The 19,378-nt window shown below is 65.7% G+C and carries 20 protein-coding genes; 5 read left to right on the top strand and 15 right to left on the bottom strand.

Annotated elements, in window-relative coordinates:
• Positions 1-50 precede the first annotated feature (50 nt).
• The 5 genes from KF730_RS16530 to KF730_RS16510 are packed head-to-tail and all read right to left on the bottom strand — an operon-like array spanning position 51 to position 2,650.
• A complete protein-coding gene (locus KF730_RS16530) occupies positions 51-698 on the bottom strand; it encodes a F0F1 ATP synthase subunit B (RefSeq protein ID WP_294099325.1) in 648 nt (215 codons plus the stop codon).
• Positions 691-1,182: an ATPase gene (locus KF730_RS16525; protein WP_294099323.1), complete on the bottom strand. Its 492-nt coding sequence runs from the start codon at positions 1,180-1,182 to the stop codon at positions 691-693. Before KF730_RS16525 ends, KF730_RS16530 begins: the two co-directional genes overlap by 8 nt.
• A gap of 55 nt (positions 1,183-1,237) precedes the next feature.
• Positions 1,238-1,465: a F0F1 ATP synthase subunit C gene (locus KF730_RS16520; protein ID WP_044330387.1), complete on the bottom strand. Its 228-nt coding sequence runs from the start codon at positions 1,463-1,465 to the stop codon at positions 1,238-1,240.
• A gap of 42 nt (positions 1,466-1,507) precedes the next feature.
• Positions 1,508-2,293, bottom strand: a complete 786-nt coding sequence (locus KF730_RS16515) for a F0F1 ATP synthase subunit A (RefSeq protein WP_294099302.1) — start codon at positions 2,291-2,293, stop codon at positions 1,508-1,510.
• Positions 2,294-2,332: 39 nt separating this feature from the next.
• Positions 2,333-2,650, bottom strand: coding sequence for an AtpZ/AtpI family protein (locus KF730_RS16510; protein ID WP_294099297.1), 318 nt, complete (start codon positions 2,648-2,650; stop codon positions 2,333-2,335).
• Positions 2,651-2,833: 183 nt separating this feature from the next.
• On the opposite strand from KF730_RS16510, the gene radC reads away from it, so the two are divergent.
• The gene (gene radC, locus KF730_RS16505; RefSeq protein ID WP_294099296.1) at positions 2,834-3,514 is read left to right on the top strand and encodes a DNA repair protein RadC; all 681 of its coding nucleotides are present in this window, start codon (positions 2,834-2,836) and stop codon (positions 3,512-3,514) included.
• A 16-nt stretch (positions 3,515-3,530) separates the two neighbouring features.
• A complete protein-coding gene (locus tag KF730_RS16500; protein ID WP_294099295.1) occupies positions 3,531-4,226 on the top strand; it encodes a hypothetical protein in 696 nt (231 codons plus the stop codon).
• Positions 4,227-4,290: 64 nt separating this feature from the next.
• Here KF730_RS16500 and KF730_RS16495 read toward each other — a convergent pair whose 3' ends face one another.
• The gene (locus tag KF730_RS16495) at positions 4,291-4,818 is read right to left on the bottom strand and encodes an EF-hand domain-containing protein (protein WP_294099294.1); all 528 of its coding nucleotides are present in this window, start codon (positions 4,816-4,818) and stop codon (positions 4,291-4,293) included.
• 296 nt (positions 4,819-5,114) lie between these two features.
• Between KF730_RS16495 and purB the strand changes: the two genes are divergently transcribed.
• Genes purB through KF730_RS16480 form a run of 3 tightly spaced genes read left to right on the top strand, consistent with a single transcriptional unit; the run spans position 5,115 to position 8,132 of the window.
• On the top strand, positions 5,115-6,428 hold the full coding sequence (gene purB, locus KF730_RS16490) for an adenylosuccinate lyase (protein WP_294099291.1): 1,314 nt from the start codon (positions 5,115-5,117) through the stop codon (positions 6,426-6,428).
• Positions 6,429-6,481: 53 nt separating this feature from the next.
• The gene (locus KF730_RS16485; protein ID WP_294099287.1) at positions 6,482-7,288 is read left to right on the top strand and encodes a hypothetical protein; all 807 of its coding nucleotides are present in this window, start codon (positions 6,482-6,484) and stop codon (positions 7,286-7,288) included.
• Positions 7,289-7,340: 52 nt separating this feature from the next.
• Positions 7,341-8,132, top strand: a complete 792-nt coding sequence (locus KF730_RS16480; RefSeq protein WP_294099285.1) for an inositol monophosphatase family protein — start codon at positions 7,341-7,343, stop codon at positions 8,130-8,132.
• A 98-nt stretch (positions 8,133-8,230) separates the two neighbouring features.
• On the opposite strand, the gene KF730_RS16475 is transcribed toward KF730_RS16480, so the two are convergent.
• From KF730_RS16475 to iolC, 9 genes are all read right to left on the bottom strand, one after another.
• A complete protein-coding gene (locus KF730_RS16475; protein WP_294099284.1) occupies positions 8,231-9,346 on the bottom strand; it encodes a Gfo/Idh/MocA family oxidoreductase in 1,116 nt (371 codons plus the stop codon).
• Positions 9,343-9,558 carry a hypothetical protein gene (locus KF730_RS16470; RefSeq protein WP_294099279.1) on the bottom strand — a complete coding sequence of 72 codons (216 nt, stop codon included), beginning with the start codon at positions 9,556-9,558 and terminating at the stop codon, positions 9,343-9,345. Before KF730_RS16470 ends, KF730_RS16475 begins: the two co-directional genes overlap by 4 nt.
• Positions 9,555-10,964 carry an alkaline phosphatase D family protein gene (locus KF730_RS16465; protein WP_294099276.1) on the bottom strand — a complete coding sequence of 470 codons (1,410 nt, stop codon included), beginning with the start codon at positions 10,962-10,964 and terminating at the stop codon, positions 9,555-9,557. The genes KF730_RS16470 and KF730_RS16465 overlap by 4 nt, the downstream gene beginning before the upstream one ends.
• A gap of 9 nt (positions 10,965-10,973) precedes the next feature.
• A complete protein-coding gene (locus tag KF730_RS16460; RefSeq protein WP_294099275.1) occupies positions 10,974-12,320 on the bottom strand; it encodes an MFS transporter in 1,347 nt (448 codons plus the stop codon).
• A gap of 77 nt (positions 12,321-12,397) precedes the next feature.
• Complete coding sequence (locus tag KF730_RS16455; protein ID WP_294099273.1) at positions 12,398-13,891, bottom strand: CoA-acylating methylmalonate-semialdehyde dehydrogenase; 1,494 nt, start codon at positions 13,889-13,891, stop codon at positions 12,398-12,400.
• 10 nt (positions 13,892-13,901) lie between these two features.
• A complete protein-coding gene (gene iolB / locus KF730_RS16450; protein WP_294099271.1) occupies positions 13,902-14,690 on the bottom strand; it encodes a 5-deoxy-glucuronate isomerase in 789 nt (262 codons plus the stop codon).
• Positions 14,690-15,583, bottom strand: a complete 894-nt coding sequence (iolE, locus tag KF730_RS16445; RefSeq protein ID WP_294099264.1) for a myo-inosose-2 dehydratase — start codon at positions 15,581-15,583, stop codon at positions 14,690-14,692. The genes iolB and iolE overlap by 1 nt, the downstream gene beginning before the upstream one ends.
• Complete coding sequence (gene iolD, locus KF730_RS16440; protein WP_294099262.1) at positions 15,580-17,415, bottom strand: 3D-(3,5/4)-trihydroxycyclohexane-1,2-dione acylhydrolase (decyclizing); 1,836 nt, start codon at positions 17,413-17,415, stop codon at positions 15,580-15,582. The genes iolE and iolD overlap by 4 nt, the downstream gene beginning before the upstream one ends.
• Positions 17,416-19,359 carry a 5-dehydro-2-deoxygluconokinase gene (iolC, locus tag KF730_RS16435; protein ID WP_294099258.1) on the bottom strand — a complete coding sequence of 648 codons (1,944 nt, stop codon included), beginning with the start codon at positions 19,357-19,359 and terminating at the stop codon, positions 17,416-17,418.
• Positions 19,360-19,378: the final 19 nt, after the last annotated feature.

Below are 19,378 nucleotides of genomic sequence, written 5' to 3'. Positions count from 1 at the left end.
CCCCGGCGCTCAGGCCGGGGCTTCCCAAATCGCGAACCGCCAGTCCAGCGTCAGTTGAGCCGGCCCAGACCCGCGATCGTCTTGTCGACCAGCGCCTTGTCGGCGCCCGCGTCGTGCTTCTGCGCGATGATCGCGGCGGCGGCCCTGGTGGCGGCCTCGGCGGTCTTGGCGCGGATCTCGGAAAGCGCGGCGCGCTCGGCGGCGGCGATCTTGTCCTCGGCCATCTTGGCACGGCGCTTGGTCAGGTCCTTGGCATCAGCCTCGGCCTTGGCCAGCACGCCCTTCGCCTCCTCGTCGGCATGGGCGATCATCGCCGCTGCCTCGGCTTCGGCGCCGGCGATCTTCCTGGCATATTCGTCGCGAAGCGCTTCGGCCTCGGCGCGAAGCTGCTTCGCTTCGTCGAGACGCGTGCGGATCGCTGCGATCTGGTTGTCGAGCCCGCGCGTGATCAGCGACGGCACCTTCTTCCACAGCAGCACCACGATAAACACCGCCATCGCCACCGATACCCAGACGGTCGCGTCCATGAAACCGAACAGCGTGGGATCGGGAGCATGCGCGCCGCCATGCGCTTCGGTGCCGGTGGTCAGCGCGTCCGTGCCGGTGTGCGGCACGTCCATGCCTTCGCCATGCTTGGCTTCGGAAAGGTTCTGCGCGACCGCGGCGTCGCCAGCATCGGGTGCCTGGAGATTAGCCATTGAGCGCCGCCTTCACTGCAGTCTTCGCCTCGGCGGATGTCACCTTCGCACCCGAGATTCGGGCGACGATGTCCGCCGCCGCGTCGGCCGCTACCGCTTCGATTTCGGCCATCGCCGCCTTGCTGGCATCGGCGATGCGCGCTTCGGCATCGGCCAGCTTGGCATCGTTCTTGGCGCCAGCCGCGGCGAGGGTCTTTTCGGCCTTGGCGCTGCCCTTGGCGCGCGCCTCGGCGATACGCTTCTGGGCGGCTTCGCGCGCCGCATTCTCCTGAACCCGCCAATTTTCCTCGGCCTGGTCCGCCGCGGCGCGCGCGGCTTCCGCCGCCGCGAGATCGCCCGCGACCGACTGGTCACGCGCGTCGACGGTCGACAGCACCTTGGGCAGCATCATCTTGCCGACCACGAAGAAGACGAAGCCGAACGTCAGCAGCAGCCAGAAGATCTGGGATGCATACGTCTCGGCGAGCTGGGAGATCTGGGGCATTTCAATCCTGTCCGGTTGCGGGCCGGGTCATCCCCGGCCCGAACTGGGCGACAAGTTACGCGACGAAGATCAGGATCATCGCGACGACGAACGCGAGCAGACCGAGAAGCTCGGCGGCCGCGAAGCCGATGAAGAGGCGGCCCTGCTGGCCATCGGCCGCACCCGGGTTGCGCAGCGCACCCTCGAGGAACGAACCGAACACGTTGCCCACACCGATGGCGGCCATGCCGGCGCCGATGGCGGCAAGACCTGCACCGATCAGCTTTGCTGCTTCTGCGTCCATTTCAAAAACTCCTGCTTGTATCTTTAGGTTGGTACGGAAAACTCAGTGCAGATGCTCGGCGTCGTGAATGTACAGCGACGTGAGCAGCGCAAAGACATAGGCCTGGATGCCGGCGACCAGCACTTCGAGCGCCGAAACGCCGATCATCAGCACGAAGCTGGGAATGCCGACCACCCCGCCCCAGACCGGACTGGCATTGGCGGCGTTGATGACGAAGCCCGCAAGGACCTTCAACAGGATGTGCCCGGCGATCATCGCCACGAACAGTCGCAGACCCAGCGAGAACGGGCGGAACAGGAACGAGACCAGCTCGATCGGGAAGATCACCAGCACCATCGGCAGCGGCGTGCCGTGCGGGATGAACAGGGTGAAGAACTTGATGCCATGCTTCCAGAAGCCGACGATCAGCACGATCGCGAAGCTCATGATCGCCAGCACGCCGGTGACCGTGAAGTGGCTGGTGAAAGTGAAGGGATGCACGCCGACGAGGCCCAGCGGCAGCAGGCCGATCAGGTTGGCGAACAGGATGAACATGAACAGCGAGAAGATGTACGGCGTGTATTTGCGCCCGCCATGGCCGATATTATCGTCTACCAGCTTGGTGACGAAACCGGTGAAATTCTCCACCAGCATCTGGCCGCGGGTCGGGATCACCTGGCGCTTCATGCCCATCAGCATGAACGCCCAGAGCAGCACCGCCGCCGCGATCATCCACACCGCCGAATTGGTGAGGACGATCGGATGACCCGCGATGCTGAAGCCCGGATCCCAGATCGTCTGGATCTGGAACTGGTGCATCGGGTCGATCTTGCCTGATTCAGCCGCCACGCTTGTTCGTCCGCCTCATTAGCCAAAGCGCCCGAAGAATCACTTCGAGCGCTGGTTCGAAATCCGAATGATGTTCCTGAACGCCGATCCGATGCCCAAGAAGAGCAAGACGAGCAGGAGCCAGGGGGAAGTGCCCAGAAAACGATCGAGTACCCACCCGATCAGCGCACCTCCGGCCATACCGCCGACCAGCTCGGCCAGCACGCGATTGCCCAGGTTGTAATCCCCCTGGCCCTTATCGCTGCCGCCGCCGTTTCTGATCGCCTCGTCCGATTTCGCTCGCCGCAATCGCTCGTCGAGCGAGTTAAGGCGTGCATCCTCGGGCAAGGGGTCCAGTCCGGGCTCTTCTTCGGCCAATTCGCTTCTCCCAGATGCCGTCACCGGCAGGGCCAAGCGCTTGTGCCCAAAGGCGAGCCCGCCAAGGCACGGGCGCTTTAGCAGGGCATGGCTTCGAGTCAACACCGGTGCCGCACTGCAACCAAGCCGCTCTGGCGATCGCGGAGATTGCGTGTCCTCCCCACTCCCGATACGCCTTCGGCCATGTCCGACGCCCCCGACAATAGCGGCCATCGCGAGCGCCTGCGCCAGCGGCTATTCGAAGGCGGCGCGGACGCGCTGCTCGATCACGAGTTGGTCGAATATATCCTCGGCTTGGCCATACGCCGCATCGACACCAAGCCCTTGGCCAAGGCATTGCTTCATGAGTTCGGCGGCATCGCCGGGGTGCTCACTGCTGATTCCGCCGATCTGCTGCGGGTGAAGGGCATGGGCGAGACCAGCGCGGCGGCGATCAAGATCGCCCATGCCGCGGCGTTGCGCCTGCTCCGGGCCCAGGTCGCTGAAAAGCCCGTGCTCGCCAACTGGCAGGCGCTGCTCGATTATCTTCGTGCCGACATGGCGCATCACGGCAACGAACGCTTCCGCGTCCTGCACCTCAATTCGAAGAACATGCTGATCCGCGACGAAGTGATGAGCGAGGGCTCGATCGACGAAGCCGCGGTCTATGTCCGCGAGGTTGTGCGCCGCGCGATGGAGCTCAAATCGGCGGCATTGATCCTTGTCCATAACCACCCTTCGGGCGATCCCTCGCCCAGCCGCGCCGATATCGAGATCACCCGCAATATCGCCGATGCCGGCAAGCGCCTCGGCATCGCGGTGCACGATCACATCATCATGGGTGCCGAAGGCCATTCCAGCCTGCGCGGGCAAGGGCTGATCTGATGATAGGAGGGAATTGATGAAATTCACAGGTACGTTGCTAGCCGCCGCTTTGTGCGCCGCATCCCCGGCGCTGGCGCAGACCGCCGCGAAGAAGGATTATCAAGGTCATCTCTATTGCATGGCGAACACCGTCGATCTGCGCGAGACCGGCGATGGCCGGTACAAGGCCGACATTGCCTTCGAGCATCGCGGCGATCCCGAGCATGCGGTCTATCCCGCCGGCGGCACCAAGCTGTTCGGCCCGCAGAGCGATCTTCACGCCTATTTAGGGATCAATTACGAGTTCTTCCTCGACGCCACGGGCGCGCCGGCGGGCCGTGCGCATATCGCCCGCATATCGCTCAGCACCGGGCGCTTCGCCGGTGCGCGCCTTGCGCCGTTCGAATCCCTGGCGCTTCAGCTTCAGGCCGGCAGCATGCTGTCCAAACCGGTGCGCCTCAACAGCGGCTTCTACGATCTGGCGCTGATCGGCGGCGAGGCCGGACAACCCGGATCGTCCAATCCCTATGACAGCGAATGGCCGCAGGACGAGCTCGACGCGCTGGTCACCGCGTTCGACAATGGCGAAGGCGCGCTGGTGTTGACGCAGTCGGGCAAGGAAGTCGCCCGCATCCCCATTCTGCGCAGCGACGTGGTACCCCAGCGCGACCGCGACATCGCCTGGGTGCGCACCGCGGCACCGCTGCTCATCAAGGGCAAGTGTCCCGCCTGAACGCCCAAACGCCCGCCGGAGGCAAGTCCGGCGGGCGTCGGGAGTAACGCCATGCGTACGGCGTTTAGGAAGGTTTCGGGGTCAGGAACGTGGTCAGCTCCTGCTTGTTGACCGAAGCGCTCTTATCGGCGTCCGCCGTGGTGAACGCCTGCGCCGCCCATGTCTTGGCTTCGGGCGAATCCGGCATGAAGCTTGGCTCGGCGGCCTTGCGGAGCGCGCTCATCCAGCTGGCAAACTCGGCGGCATTCAGCGTGCCATCGCCATCGGTGTCGTAGGTCCCGAAATCGCGGCCCACGGCCATCGCGACCTGCTCCTGGCTCGAAGCGGGCTGCGCTGCGGCAGGCTGCGCGGCAGCCGCATCAACCGGTGCGGGCTGCGCGGGCGTTGCCGGCGCCGCGGTCTGCGGCGAAGCCTCAGCGGTCGTGGCCGGTGCGGCCGTCGCGGCCGGCGCAGCGTCATCGGTCGCAGGTGCTTCGGTAGTAGTGGCGGGCGCGGTCTGCACCGGCTGCGATTCCGCAGTCGCCGGCTTATCCTGTGCAAAGACAGGAGCAGCAACAAGCATAGATGTCGCAAGAAGAATTGATTTAAGCACGATACTCTCTCCTTAATTATTACCGCGCCAACATTTAAAGGCTGCAGCAATTTCTCTTTTATAACTCACCCCCTACAACATATAATTTGGGGCTGTTGTTCCAGGTTTCACCCCCTCTAGCCTCAACCCATCCCTGTGGAATGGCAGTTCATCGCATTTCAATTGCCCTGTGGCGCCTGCGCCACGGTGAGCGCGTGGAGGCGTTGCCCGACGGGCCGGTCACCGGCCGCTTCCGCTGGCAAGTATAGGGAGCGCTTGCTAGGGGCGCCGGCGACTCCTGCCCGAAAGGTTCCCCGATGGTCCCGCGCTACTCCCGCCCCGAAATGACCGCGATCTGGTCGCCCGAGACGCGCCTCGGCATCTGGTTCGAAATCGAGGCGCACGCCACCGAAAAGCTGGCGGAACTGGGCGTGGTCCCCAAGGCGGCCGCTGACGCGCTGTGGAAGTGGTGGGCGACGAACCCGACCATCGATGTCGCCGCCATCGACGCCATCGAAGCCGTCACCAAGCATGACGTCATCGCCTTCCTCACCTGGGTCGCCGAACAGGTCGGCGACGAGGCCCGCTACATGCATCAGGGCATGACCAGCTCGGACGTGCTCGACACCTGCCTCGCGGTTCAGCTCGCCCGCGCTAGCGACATCCTGCTCGCCGATCTCGACAAGCTGCTCGAAGTCCTCGAGCGCCGGGCAAGGGAGCATAAGCTCACCCCGACGATCGGCCGCAGCCACGGCATCCATGCCGAGCCGGTCACCTTCGGCCTCAAGCTCGCCGAGGCCCATGCCGAGTTCGCCCGCGCCAGGAAGCGGCTGATCGCCGCCCGCGAAGACATCGCCACCTGCGCCATCTCCGGCGCGGTCGGCACCTTCGCCAATATCGATCCGCGCGTCGAGGAACATGTCGCCGCCAAGCTCGGCCTCGCCGTCGAGCCGGTCTCGACCCAGGTCATCCCGCGCGATCGCCATGCGATGTTCTTTGCCACGCTGGGCGTCATCGCCAGCTCGATCGAGCGCCTCGCCACCGAAGTCCGCCACTTGCAGCGCACCGAAGTCCTCGAAGCCGAGGAGTATTTCTCGCCGGGCCAGAAGGGCTCGTCGGCGATGCCGCATAAGCGCAACCCGGTGCTGACCGAGAACCTCACCGGCCTCGCCCGCATGGTCCGCAGCGCGGTCACGCCCGCGATGGAAAATGTGGCGCTATGGCATGAGCGCGACATCAGCCACAGCTCCGTCGAGCGCTATATCGGCCCGGACGCGACGATCACCCTCGATTTCGCCCTCGCCCGCCTGACCGGCGTGATCGACAAGCTGCTCGTCTATCCCGAGCGCATGCAGCGCAACATGGATCGCATGGGCGGCCTGATCCACTCGCAGCGCGTGCTGCTGGCGCTCACCCAGGCCGGCGTCAGCCGCGAAGACAGCTACCGCCTCGTCCAGCGCAACGCGATGAAGGTGTGGGAGAGCGACGGCCAGCTATCGCTGCTCGAACTGCTCAAGGCCGACCCCGAAGTCACCGCGGCGCTGAGCGAAGCCGAGCTCGAGGACAAGTTCGACCTCGGCTATCACTACAAGCAGGTCGACACGATCTTCGCGCGCGTGTTCGGCGGCTAGCAATGTAGGAAATCGCCCATTACGCCTCCCCTTGTCACAGCGGGGAGGCGGGCATGGCGATCGGCGCATCGGTGGGCAAAAGCGGGGTCAACGATCTCGCCGACGTGATTGTCGTCCAGCATCTTCTCAACGACTGGCTCGCCGCCACCGGCCAGCCCGAGCTCAACCCCGATGGCGATTGCGGCGCGCGCACCATCGCCGCGATCACAGCCTATCAGGCGCAGGTCATTGCCCTGCCCAAGCCCGATGGCCTGGTAACACCCGGCGGCAAGACCTGGACCGCGCTCTCGACCGGCCAAGGATCGCAGGCGTCGCTCAGCGGTGCGGCATGGTGGAACGCCAATCAGGCCAAATATCCGAACAGCGACAAGCTGGTCGATCTGGCGGCCCCGTTTCGTGACAATGCCGCGGCATTCATCAATGCGCTCAGGGAGGCCGGCGCCAAGGTCACCGTCTCGGCCACCCGCCGCAACCGCACCCGCGCGCATCTCATGCATTATTCGTGGCGCGTCTCGCGCGGCGAAGTCGCTCCCAAGGACGTGCCGGCCGTGGCCGGGCTCGCGATCCGCTGGGATCATGGCGACCTCGCCAAATCGAAAAAGGGAGCAAAGGAAATGTCCGATCTGTTCGGCATCGCCTTCCAGCCCTCGCTGACCTCGCTCCACATCGAAGGCCGGGCCGTCGATATGACGATCGGCTGGACCGGCACCATCCAGATAAAGGATAGGACGGGCAAGAAATGGCCGCTTGCCGACCCGCGCACCGGCGATGCCAACACCGATCTTCACAAGGTCGGCGCGACCTATGGTGTCATCAAGCTGCTCAGCGATCCGCCACACTGGAGCGACAACGGTCGATGATCGAACAAATATTCCAACTTGATCTTTTAGTGAAATTTATGTTCATGAGCGCATGACCCAATCCGCCACTATCGCCGCCATGATCGCCGCCGCCCGCAGTGCCGGGGCCGGCCTGATCGAAGACCGTGCCCGTATCGCCTCGCTCACCATCCAGAACAAGGCCGGTGTCGCCGACATGTTCAGCGAGGCGGATCTGCGGGCCGAGGAGACGGTCAAGGCCGCTCTTATGGCGTTTGCACCGAGCTACGGCTTTCTCGGCGAGGAAGGCGGGCTTCAGAAAGGCGAGGACACCGAGCATGTCTGGATCGTCGATCCCCTCGACGGCACCACCAATTTCCTGACCGGATCGCCGCTGTTCGCGGTCAACATCGCCCTCGCCCGCTCGGGCCATGTCATCGCCGGAGTCACTTATGTGCCGGTACTCGACGAGCTGTTCTGGGCGGAGGAGGGCGCGGGCGCGTGGCTCAACGATGCCCCGATCCGCATCTCCTCGCGGGCGACGCTGGGCGAAGCGGTGCTCGGCGTCGGCATCCCTTTCGCGACCAAGCCCGATCATGCGCAATTCCATGCCGAGATGGAGCGGCTGACCGATCGCATCACCGGCATCCGCCGGCTGGGCGCGGGCGCCATCGACATGGCCTGGGTCGCCTGCGGCCGTCACGATGCCTATTGGGAGCAGGCGGTCAGCGCCTGGGACATGGCCGCGGGCGCGGTGATCGTGCGCGAAGCCGGCGGACTGGTGACGGGCACGCTCGGCGAGCCGCTCGATCTGATGGGCGGGACCGTGCTGGCCTCCACCCCGGCCATTCAGGCCGAGCTGCTGGTGGCACTTCAGCGGATCTAGTCACTACCGTCATCCCGGCGAAAGCCGGGACCCAGAACCAAGCAGGACATTGCCGAATAACCTTGGACCCCGGCTTTCGCCGGGGTGACGGGTGTTGCCTAGGGCGCCGCCCAGACCGCATCCCGATGCGAACGCCGGATCGCGTCGGCCACCCGCTCGACCTTCAACGCATCGGCGAAGTCCTTGGCGTTCGAGCCGTCGCCCAGCACCGCGTCGATCGCGGCCTTCACTTCGATGGTCTTGAGGTCGTTATAGCCGATCTGATGCCCCGAAGCCGGGCAGAAATCGCCATAGGCGCCGTGTCCGGGCCCGGCCATGATCGTCGTGAAGCCGTTGTTGATCCCCGGCCCGGTCCGGTAGAGCTGAAGCTCGTTGAAGCGCTCCTGCGTGAAGCTGATCGAGCCCCTGGTACCGCTGACTTCGAAGCCCAGCCCCATCTTGCGGCCGGTGGCGATCCAGCTTGCCGAGAGCGTGCCGGTCGCGCCGTTGGCGAAGCGCACCAATGCGTCCATCTGATCGTCCACGCGCACCGCCCGCTCGACGCCGGCGGAATCGCGGCGCATCGGGTGCGCGGTGTGGAGGGCGCCCGAAACCTCGGCGATCTCGCCGAGCAGATGCCGCGCCATGGCGATGATATGGCTGCCGATATCGGCCAGCGCCCCGCCCGCCTGTTCGGGCTCGCAGCGCCAGTTGAACGGCGCATCGGGCGAAGCCATGAAATCCTCGGCATGGATGCCGCGAAACGCCGTGACTTCGCCGATCTCGCCGCTGGCGATCAGCTCGCGGGCCACCGCGATCATCGGATTGTAGAGATAGGTGAAGCCCACCGCCGTCGGCAGGCCCGAAGCGGCGGCGGCATCGGCCATCGCCTGCGATTCGGCCAGCGTCGCCGCCAACGGCTTTTCGCAATAGACCGGCTTGCCCGCCGCCAATGCCGCCAGCGCGATCGGCGCATGGAGCAGATTGGGCGTGGCGATCGCGACGAGATCGACAGCGGGATCATTGACCGCCTCGCGCCAATCCCCGGTCGAGCGCGCGAAACCGAGCTGCGCCGCTGCCCTGGCCGAGGTCTCGGCGTCGCGGTCGGCCTGGATTTCCAGCACCGGCTCGACCGGCAGATCGAAGGTGCGCCCGGCGGCGGCAAAGGCCATCGCATGGGCGCGGCCCATGAATCCCGAGCCGATCAGGGCGACGCGAAGCGGCTTCTTGCTCACTTGCCCTGCGCCTCGGCGGCGACCTGTGCGTAGCGCGCGCGTAGCTGGTCGATGGTCTTGCGCTTTACCGGCAGGCCGTCACGCAGCTTGTACCAGGTGTTCTGGCTGATCCGATAGGTGTCGAACAGGCCCTCCGACGTCGCCTTGGGCAGCCGCGCCTTCATCGCTTCGAATTCCTCGCGGGCAATCGCAACCATCTCGAACCGACTCACTTTTCCACTCCATAATAATTGCCGCCCGCGGCCACGCGGTCGCGGCGTTTCTTTTCCTTGGGATCGATCGCCGAGGCCCAGCTCGAGCGCCCGTTGACCAGATCAGCGCCCTTGACGACGATCGGGTCCCACACCGGCGAACCGATCACGTTGCGCACGCTCATCTCGACCCTGGGCTCGGGATCGAAGCTGAAATCCAGCACACCGAAATTGGCGCTGCCCACCCAGGGCGCGCGCAGCCGCACTTCGGGAAGCTGATCGACGAACTTCGGGCTGAGCAGTTGCGCCAGCCCCGAGCTGACCAGATCGTAGAAATCATAGCCGCCCTTCTCGCTCCACGGCACGCAATTGGCCTCGCCCATATGGACGTCGCCCGAAATGCCGAGGCAGCCGCTGACCTTGTTGTCGCGGATGAAGTCGAGCAGCTCGTTGCGCTCGTCGAGATACATCGCCCAGCTGTCGCCGGGCCGCTCCGCGTTCGACCAGCCAGTGCCCGAGACCAGCAGTTTGAACGTGGCTTTCGAAGCCTTGAGTTCGCGCTTAAGCCAGGCCTTCTGCCCCGCCCCCAGCATCGTCTTGGCCGGGCCATCGGGCGCGTTCGGGCTATCGCGATGATAACGCCCGTCGAGCATGAAGATATCGATGGGTCCGAAGCTGTGGCGGAAGAAGGTGCCCGGCGTATCGGCGGTGCCGGCGGCGGGATTGGCCCACCAGCGCTTGAACAGCTTCAATGTCATCGGCTTGACCGGATTGGCTCCGTCGCTGTCGTTATAGCCGAAATCATGATCGTCCCAGGTCGCCAGTTGCGGCACCGAGCGCAGCAAAGGCTGGAGGCTGTTCACCGCGCGCTGCCGCGCGTAATTGTCGGTGAACGCCGCCTCGGTATCGCTATCGGCATAGATATTGTCGCCCAGCCACAGGAACAGATCGGGCTCCATCGCCGTGATCGCGTCCCACACCGGCTGGTTCTGATCGATCTGCACGCGACAGCACGAGCCAAAGGCGATGCGGATCGGGCGCGCCTTGGCGGGTGCGGTGCGCGTCTTGAACGGGATCGGCTGATTGCGGTCGTTGATACCGTCGGTCTTGATCCGGTAATAATAGGTCGTGTCGGGCTTGAGCCCGGTGACCGCGATCCGCGTCACCAGATCGTCGGCCTCGCTCGCGGGAACCACTGCGGTGGTCCTGGCATCGCTGAACATGCGATCGGTCGCATATTCCACCGCGACGCCGAACGTTCCGCTCGCCCGGCTCCACACGGTGAAGCCATCGGTGGTCGAGGCGCCGATCATCGGCCCCTCCAGCAGCCGCGGATAGCCCGGAGCGATTGCCGCGAGCACGCGGGCGGGCAGGCCAGCCAGGAGCGTCAGGGTACTTGCGCCCCATAAGAATTTCCGACGATTCATCTTCTTTCCTCAGTCGCGCAGGCGCGTGTTCCAGAGTGTTGCGGCCAGCAGGATCGACGCCACCGATGCCCCGATCCAGAACAGGATCACATTGCTGAAATCATAGTGTTTGACGCCGTTGACCGTGGTCATCCCGGCGGTGATCAGCTTGCCCGAGACATTCTCCTGGATCGCGGCGCCCAGATAGCTGAACACGCCGACCATCCCCAGCGCCGCGCCGGCCACCCGCTTCGGGCAGATATCGACGGCGAACAGCCCACCGACCGAGGTTACCAGCCCGGTCATGCCCAGCCCGAACAGCACCATCGCCAGCGCGGTCCATGCGGGTCCGGTGGGGCCGTAGAAGAACAGCACCAGCCCGATCAGCTCAACGATCCCGAACAGCAGGTTCGCCGGCGGCCGGCGCGCGCCGAAAAACTTGTCGGAGATGAAGCCGAACGCCACCGCGCCGATGATCCCGGCGATGGTGTTGACCGTCAGCATCGCTCCGGCCTCGACCAGCGAATAGCCCCGCGCTTCCTGGAGGTAGAGCACGCCCCAGCTGTTGATCGCGTAGCGGGTGACGTAGACCAGCGCGCTGGAGAAGGCGACGACCCACATCGCCGGGATCAGCAGGATCGTCCGCTGCGTCGCGAACACGCCCTTGGGCGGCGTTGCCGCGACCGCCTCGGGCTCGGTCGCCGCATAGTGATCGTTCTTCCAGTCGGCGACCGATGGCAGCCCCAGCGCGCGCGGCCGATCCGCCATCGCGAAATAGGTGGCGACGCCCGCGACCATCGTCGCGATGCCCGGTCCCCAGAAGCCCCAATGCCAGCCGAGCGCGGCGACCAGCGACGCGGTGACGAGGAAGTTCAGGCCCTCGCCGATCGAATGCGCGGTCGACCAGATGCCGTAATAGCGCCCACGCTCCTTGTTCGAGAACCAGCTGGCGAGGCTGATCACACAGGCCGGCGCGCCATAGCTCTGGAACCAGCCGTTGAGCCCCCACACCACCGCCGCGACCGTCACCGTGGTCGAGAAGCCCATGACGATGTTGCACAGCGCCGACAGGATCAGCCCCACCGCCATGAACTTGCGGGCATTGGCATGGTCCGAGACGAAGCCATTGATCAGCTTGCCGGCGGCGTAGCTGTAGAACAAAGCCGAGCCGATATTGCCGAGATCCTCTGGGGTGAAGATGCCGCCGTCGATCAGCGGCTTCTTCACCACATTGATCGCCAGCCGGCACATATAGCTGATCGCATAGCCGGCGGTGATCGCGACGATGATGCTCGTGCGATGCCGGCGATAGGCGGAGTCGACATCGATATCGGTGCGGAGCGGCAGATCCGGTCCGGTCGCGAAAGCCTTCAGCATTGCATCCTCTCCCCCTCGCCGCCGCTTATGCGGTCTTTGCGAGCCTATTGTTTCATCTACGCGGCGTCACTCTGGCATTATCCCATGGTCGGGATGATGAAGGCGCTGTCGCCGGCTCCGCCATCCGGCCAGCGTTGGGTCACCGTCTTGAGCTTGGTCCAGAAGCGCACGCCTTCCATGCCGTACTGGTTGTGATCGCCGAATCCCGAGCGCTTCCAGCCGCCGAACGAATGATAGGCGACCGGAACCGGGATCGGCACGTTGATGCCGACCATGCCGACATTGACGCGGCTGGCGAACTCGCGCGCGGCATGGCCGTTGCGGGTGAAGATGCAGACGCCGTTGCCATACTGGTGCGCGCTCGGCAGTCGCGCCGCCGTCTCGAAATCAGGCGCGCGGACGATCTGGAGAACCGGGCCGAAGATTTCCTCCTTGTATGCGCTCATCTCCGGGGTGACGCGGTCGAACAGCGTCGGCCCGACGAAGAAGCCCTGTTCATGGCCCTGCAGCGTGAAGCCGCGGCCATCGACGACCAGCTCGGCGCCCTCATCGACGCCGGTCTGGATCCAGTTCTCGATCCGCTGCTTGTGGGCGGCGTTGACCACCGGGCCGTAATGCGCGTCGGGGTCGGCCGAGACGCCGACCTTCAATGCCGCCATCGCCGGGATCAGGCGTTCGCGGAGCGCTTCGGCGGTCTTGTCCCCGACCGGCACGACGATCGGCAGCGCCATGCAGCGCTCGCCCGCCGAACCGAACGCGGCTCCGCACAGATCGGCGACCGTCTGGTCGAGATCGGCATCGGGCATGACGATGCCATGATTCTTGGCCCCGCCCATCGCCTGGACGCGCTTTCCGGCAGCGACGCCGCGCGAATAGACATAATGGGCGATATCGGAGCTGCCAACGAAGCTCACCGCCGAGATCGCCGGATGATCGAGGATCGCGTCGACCATCTCCTTGTCGCCATGGATCACTTGCAGGATGCCTTCGGGCAGCCCGGCTTCGAGCATCAATTCGGCCAGACGCACCGGCACCGACGGATCGCGCTCGCTGGGCTTGAGGATGAAGGCGTTGCCGCAGGCGATGGCGGGCCCGAACATCCACATCGGGATCATCGCCGGGAAGTTGAACGGGGTGATCCCCGCGACCACGCCCAGCGCCTGGCGCATCGAATAAACGTCGATCCCCGGCCCCGCGCCTTCGGTATATTCGCCCTTCAGCGCATGCGGGATACCGGCGGCGAACTCGATCACTTCGAGCCCGCGCATGATATCGCCCTTGGCGTCGGCGACCACCTTGCCATGCTCGCTCGCCAGCAATTCGGCGAGTTCCTGCATATTGGCTTCGAGCAACGCGCGGAAGTTGAACATCACCCGCGCGCGGCGCTGTGGGTTGGTCGCGGCCCAGGCCGGCTGCGCGGCCTGCGCTTTCGCCACCGCGCGGTCGAGATCGGCAGTCGTCGAGAAGCCCACGCGCGCCTGGATCTGGCCTGTGCTCGGGTTGAACACGTCGCCAAAGCGCGTGGCCGCGGCGCCGGCACCACCGGCGATGAACTGCTCGATCTGTCTCACATCTTCTTCCTTATTGGCGCACGATCCAGTCATGCGCGGGGTCGTTGCGGAACACCCAGTTGCGGCGGGGGCCCGCCATCACGTTGAGGTAATAAAGATCATAGCCATGCGGCGCGCCGACCGGATGATAGCCGCGCGGCACCATCACGCAGTCGCCATCCTCGACCGCCATCGTCTCGTCGATGTCGCGCTCGTCGGTATAGACGCGCTGGAAGGCGAAGCCCTGCGGCGGCGAAAGACGGTGGTAATAGGTTTCCTCGAGGAAGGTCTCCTCGGGGAAGGCGTCGCGATCATGCTTGTGCGGCGGGTAGCTCGACCAGTTGCCGCCCGGCGTGATCACCTCGACCACGAGCAGGCTCTCGGCTTCGTCCTTGTCCGACAGGATGTTGCGGACATGGCGGGTATTGCTGCCCTTGCCACGCACTTCGACATCGTCCGAACGGATCACGCGCGGCTCGCCCTTGCCTGTGCCCGGCGCGGTACAGATCGCGACTTCGGCGTCGCTGGAGGCAGTGATCGTGTAGCTGGTATCGGCGGGCAGATAGACTGACGTCGCCGCGCCTTCGAACACCGATTTGCGCCCGCCCAGCCCTTCGAAGCGCTCGCCCGCTTCGACCGTGACGGTGCCCGAAAGCACCACCAGACACGCCTCGCGCCCGGCCTCGCGGCCCGCATACTCGTTGCCCGCCGCCAGCTTGACCACGCGGAACCCGACATATTCCCATCCCGCGCTCTCCGGCGTGACTTCGAGCACAATGCCGTCGCCATCGGGGGCATGCGAGCGGACGAGCAGCGACATCAGGCCAGCTCGGCCTGCTTGGCGAGCGCCTTGAGCGTGTCGAGCCCCAGCTGGCTATATTCGCGTGGATTGGCGATCGCCGGGTCCTGCTCGGCCTCGATCACGATCCAGCCCGAATAGTCCATATCGGCCAGCGCCCGCATGAACGGCGCGTAATCATAATCGCCGTCGCCCGGCGCGGTGAACATGCCGCCGACCACGCCGTTGAGGAAGCTCGTGCCGTCGGCGCGGAACTCGTCATATTTTGCCTGGCGGATATCCTTGCAATGGACGTGCGTCACGCGCTCGGGACGCGCCTTGATCACATCGATCGGCTCGATATCGCCGAACAGCGCGTGTCCGGTATCGAGCACCAGCCCGACATGGTCGCCGGTCGCATCGAAGAAGCGCTCCAGCTCGTCCCTGGTCTCGACGATCGTGCCGAGATGGTGATGGTACGCGAAGCGCAGGCCGCGATCGTTGATGAACCGGGCGACGGTGTTGAGCCGCTCGCCGAACTGCTTCCAGTCGCCGGCGGCAAGCACCGGATGCGTGTCGAGCCGGCTGCCATAGCGGTCGCAATGCACCGCGTTGCTGGTCTCGGCGAGGATGAATACCGACGAATCCATATATTCGAGCAGCGCGAGATGATTACCCAGCGCGGCGATCTCGGCATCGGCATCGCGGATCAGCAGGTTCGACGAATACCAGCCACCGACGATATCGAGGCCGTAATTGCGCATGATCGGCGCCAGCGTCTCGGGATCGCGCGGGAATTTATTGCCCAGCTCGACGCCGTCGAAGCCGATTTCCTTCACATCGGTCAACAGTTCGTCGAGCGTCGTATCGCCGCCCAGCTCGCGCATGTCGTCGTTGCACCATGCGATCGGGCTAACGCCCCAGCGGATCGTCATTTTCTGTCTCCGGATATCCTGGATTCATATTCGCGGCGTGCGGCCTGGACTTCGGCACGGCTCGAAACTTCTGGCACCGCCACGTCCCACCAATGCCCGCCGGCCTGGGTGGTGATCATCGGGTCGGTATCGATGACGATGACATAGCTGGTGGCCGACGCCTTGGCGCGGACCAAAGCCGCTTCCAGCTCGGCAACGCCGCTGACCTTCTCCGCCGCCGCGCCGAGGCTGCGGGCGTGCCCGGCGAAATCGACATCGGGCATCGTCTCGTGCGCGCTGTCGGCGAGCAGATTGTTGAACGGCCGCCCGCCGGTGCCCTGCTGGAGCCGGTTGATGCAGCCGTAACCGCGATTGTCGAGCAGCACGACCGTGATCTTCTGGCCGAGCATCACCGAGGTGGCGAGCTCCGAATTGAGCATCAGGTACGAGCCGTCGCCGACCATGACATAGACGTCGTTGCCGGGCGCGGCCATCTTGACCCCCAGCCCGCCGGCGATCTCGTAGCCCATGCACGAAAAGCCGTATTCGACGTGATAGCCGCCCGGCTGGTGGCTCCGCCAAAGCTTGTGCAGTTCGCCCGGAAGCCCGCCTGCCGCGCAGACGACGGTGGCGTTGTCCCCCGCCTGCCGCCACACCGCGCCGATCACCTGCGCGTCCGAAGGCAGGGCGTTGCCGGGCGCGGTCGCCGCGTCCCAGGCCGCGTTCCACGTGTTGACCGCAGAAGCATTGGCACCCCGCCAACCGTCGGAAACCTTCCATTCACCAAGCAGTCCGCCCAGTTCCTCGATCACCGCGCGGGCATCGCCGAGCACCGGCTCGGCGGCATGCTTGCCGGCATCATGCTGCGCGACATTGACCTGGAACAGCCGCTTGCCTGCAAAGAGCGTGCGCGACCCCGTGGTGAAATCCTGCAGCCGCGTGCCGACGCCAATCACGACATCCGCCGCTTCCGCCGCTTCGTTGGCCGCGCTGGTCCCCGTCACGCCGATCGAGCCCAGAGCCTGTGGATGATCCCATGCCAGCGCACCCTTGCCCGCCTGCGTCTCCGCAACCGGAATGCCCGTGCGCGAAGCAAGATCTGCCAGCACGCCCTCGGCACGCGAATATAGCACGCCGCCACCCGCGACGATCAGCGGCGCCTTCGCGCCCTTGATCGCTTCGGCCAGCCTCGCCAGCTCGCCCACATCCGGGCGAACCCAGCGCTGACCCCAGACTTTCGCCGCGAAGAAGCTCTCGGGATAGTCATGGGCCTCAGCCTGCACGTCCTGGCACAAGCAAAGCGTCACCGGTCCGCAGTTCGCCGGATCGGTCAGCACGCCCATCGCGCGCGGCAGTGCGTCGAGGATCTGCTCGGGCCGCGTGATCCGGTCGAAATAGCGCGACACCGGCTTGAAGCAGTCGTTGGCGCTGACCGTCGCGTCGGCGAAATCCTCGATCTGCTGGAGCACCGGATCGGGCCGCCGCGTCGCATAGACGTCGCCGGGCAGGAACAGCACCGGCAGCCGGTTGACATGCGCCAGCGCCGCCGCGGTCACCATATTGGTCGCGCCCGGGCCGATCGAGGTGGTGCAGGCCATCGCGCGCTGGCGGCGCGACTGCTTGGCGAAGGCGATCGCGGCGTGCGCCATGCCCTGCTCGTTATGCGCGCGCCACGTCGGCAGCTCGCCGGTCATGCCCGCAAGCGCCTCGCCCATTCCGGCGACATTGCCATGCCCGAAGATCGCCCAGACGCCGGCGAAATAGGGCACCACCGCGCCGTCGATCTCCACCGACTGCGCCGCGAGATACCGGGTCAGGGCCTGCGCCATGGTCAGGCGCACCGTCTTGCTCATCTACGCCGCCACTTCCTTCACATGGCGCGCCGCGCGCCACGCATCCGCCAATATCCGTAAATTCTCGGCCAGCGCATCCACCGCCTTGTCGTCGTCGATCTCGCCCGAGAGCCAGCGCGCCGCGACATCGTGGAAGATCGTCCGCCCGACCGCGAACCCCTTGACCAGATCGAAGCGCGCCGCGGTGCTGATCCCGGCGAGCAACTCCTCCTGCGGCGCCGACAGCCCCAGCAGCACGATGCCGCGGCACAGCGGATCGTGGCGCAGGATCGCCGCCTCGATGTTGCGCCAGGTGGCGTCGTCCTCGGCGGGCTCCAGCTTCCACCAGTCGGGATAGACGCCGAGCGCGTAGACATGATCGATCACCCGCGCGATCGTGCCGCTGTCCACCGCGCCGTGCTTCGACGCGATGATCTCGAGCAGGAATTCGTGCCGCGTCGCGCGACATGCGTCGAACAGGCGCAGGATCTGGCGGTCCTGCCGGGCGATCATCTCGGCATCGTCGTCGGGATGATAGAAGACCAGGCATTTGACGACATGGTTGATCGGCCATTCGCGCAGCGTCGCCGCGACATCGGGCGAACCCTCGAACTCGATCGGGCGCGAGCCCGGAAGCTCGATCGGCCGCCCCATCCAATAGGGCCGGTCGGCGGCCGCCTCCAGCGCCCGCGCGCCGAAACGTCCGTCGAGCAGCATGCCATAGCCGGGCTCGCCCTGGGCGACCCGATCGACCGCCTTCAGCGCCAGACCCTTGAAATGCGCGACCCGCTCGGCATCGCCGGTGCCGAGATCGGCGATCAGGTCGTCGAACTGGCTGCGATGGTCGATCGCCAGCACGGTCATCTCGTCATGATCGCCGTGCCGGTTGCTCGACCAGTGGAGTTGCTCCAGCGCCGCGCTTTCGCGGAGGCGATGCGGCCAGGTGCCGCGCAGGAACACCTGCAATTCCTCCCACGACGCCATCGCTGGCGCGCAGCCATGCCGCGACACCACGATCGCGCCACAGGCATTGGCCATCTCGCAGCATTTATCGACCGGCATCCCGCGCAGCCAGCCGCGCAGGAATCCGGCCATGAACGCGTCGCCGGCGCCCAGCACGTTGAACACCTCAATCGGAAACCCGCGCCCGACAATGCCCGCATCGAGGTCGTCGGGGACATCGCCCGGGAACGCCACGCACCCCTTGGGCCCGCGCTTGCACACCAGCAGCGCATCGCTGTTCTCGCGGATCGCGCGCAGTGCCGCGACGGTGTCAGTGGTGCCACCGAGGATATGGACCTCCTCCTCGGTGCCGACGATCAGGTCGCACAAGGGGAGCACCTTCTGGAGCTCGGCGGTGACCGAGGCGCTGGCGACGAAGCGGTCCTCGCCATTGGCCTTGCCGGCAAGGCCCCACAGCACCGGGCGGTAATCGATGTCGAACACGACGCGCCCGCCCTGCGCCTTCATCAGCGTCGCCGCCTTCATGCTCGCGGCGAACACGCCGGGTTGCGACAGATGCGTACCGTTGACCAGCAGCGCCCCGGCCTGCGCGACGAAGCTCTCGTCGACATCGTCGGCGACCAGCGCCATGTCGGCGCAATTCTCGCGGTAGAAGATCAGCGGAAACGTGTCGGGATCGCGGATGCCGAGAATCGCCAGCGCGGTCAGCCGCTCGGGATCGGTCTTGACGCCACGCGTATCGACGCCCTCGCGCCCCAATTCCTCGCGGATGAAGCGGCCGAAATGATCGTCGCCGACGCGGGTCAGCAGCCCGGCGTTGAGCCCCAGCCGCGACGCGCCGATGGCGGTGTTGGTCGGGCTGCCGCCGATATATTTGGCGAAGCTCGCCATGTCTTCCAGACGGCCGCCGATCTGCTCGCCGTACAGGTCGATGGCCGACCGCCCCAGCGTGATCAGATCGAGCCGGCGCTCGCCGCCTGATGCCCCTTTGCCCTCAGCCATTTGCTCTTCAGACCGCCTC

This window comes from Sphingomonas sp., from assembly GCF_019635515.1.
Lineage (GTDB): Bacteria > Pseudomonadota > Alphaproteobacteria > Sphingomonadales > Sphingomonadaceae > Sphingomonas.
Note: the sequence above shows the minus strand (reverse complement) of the source record. Positions and strands in the feature narration are given on the sequence as shown.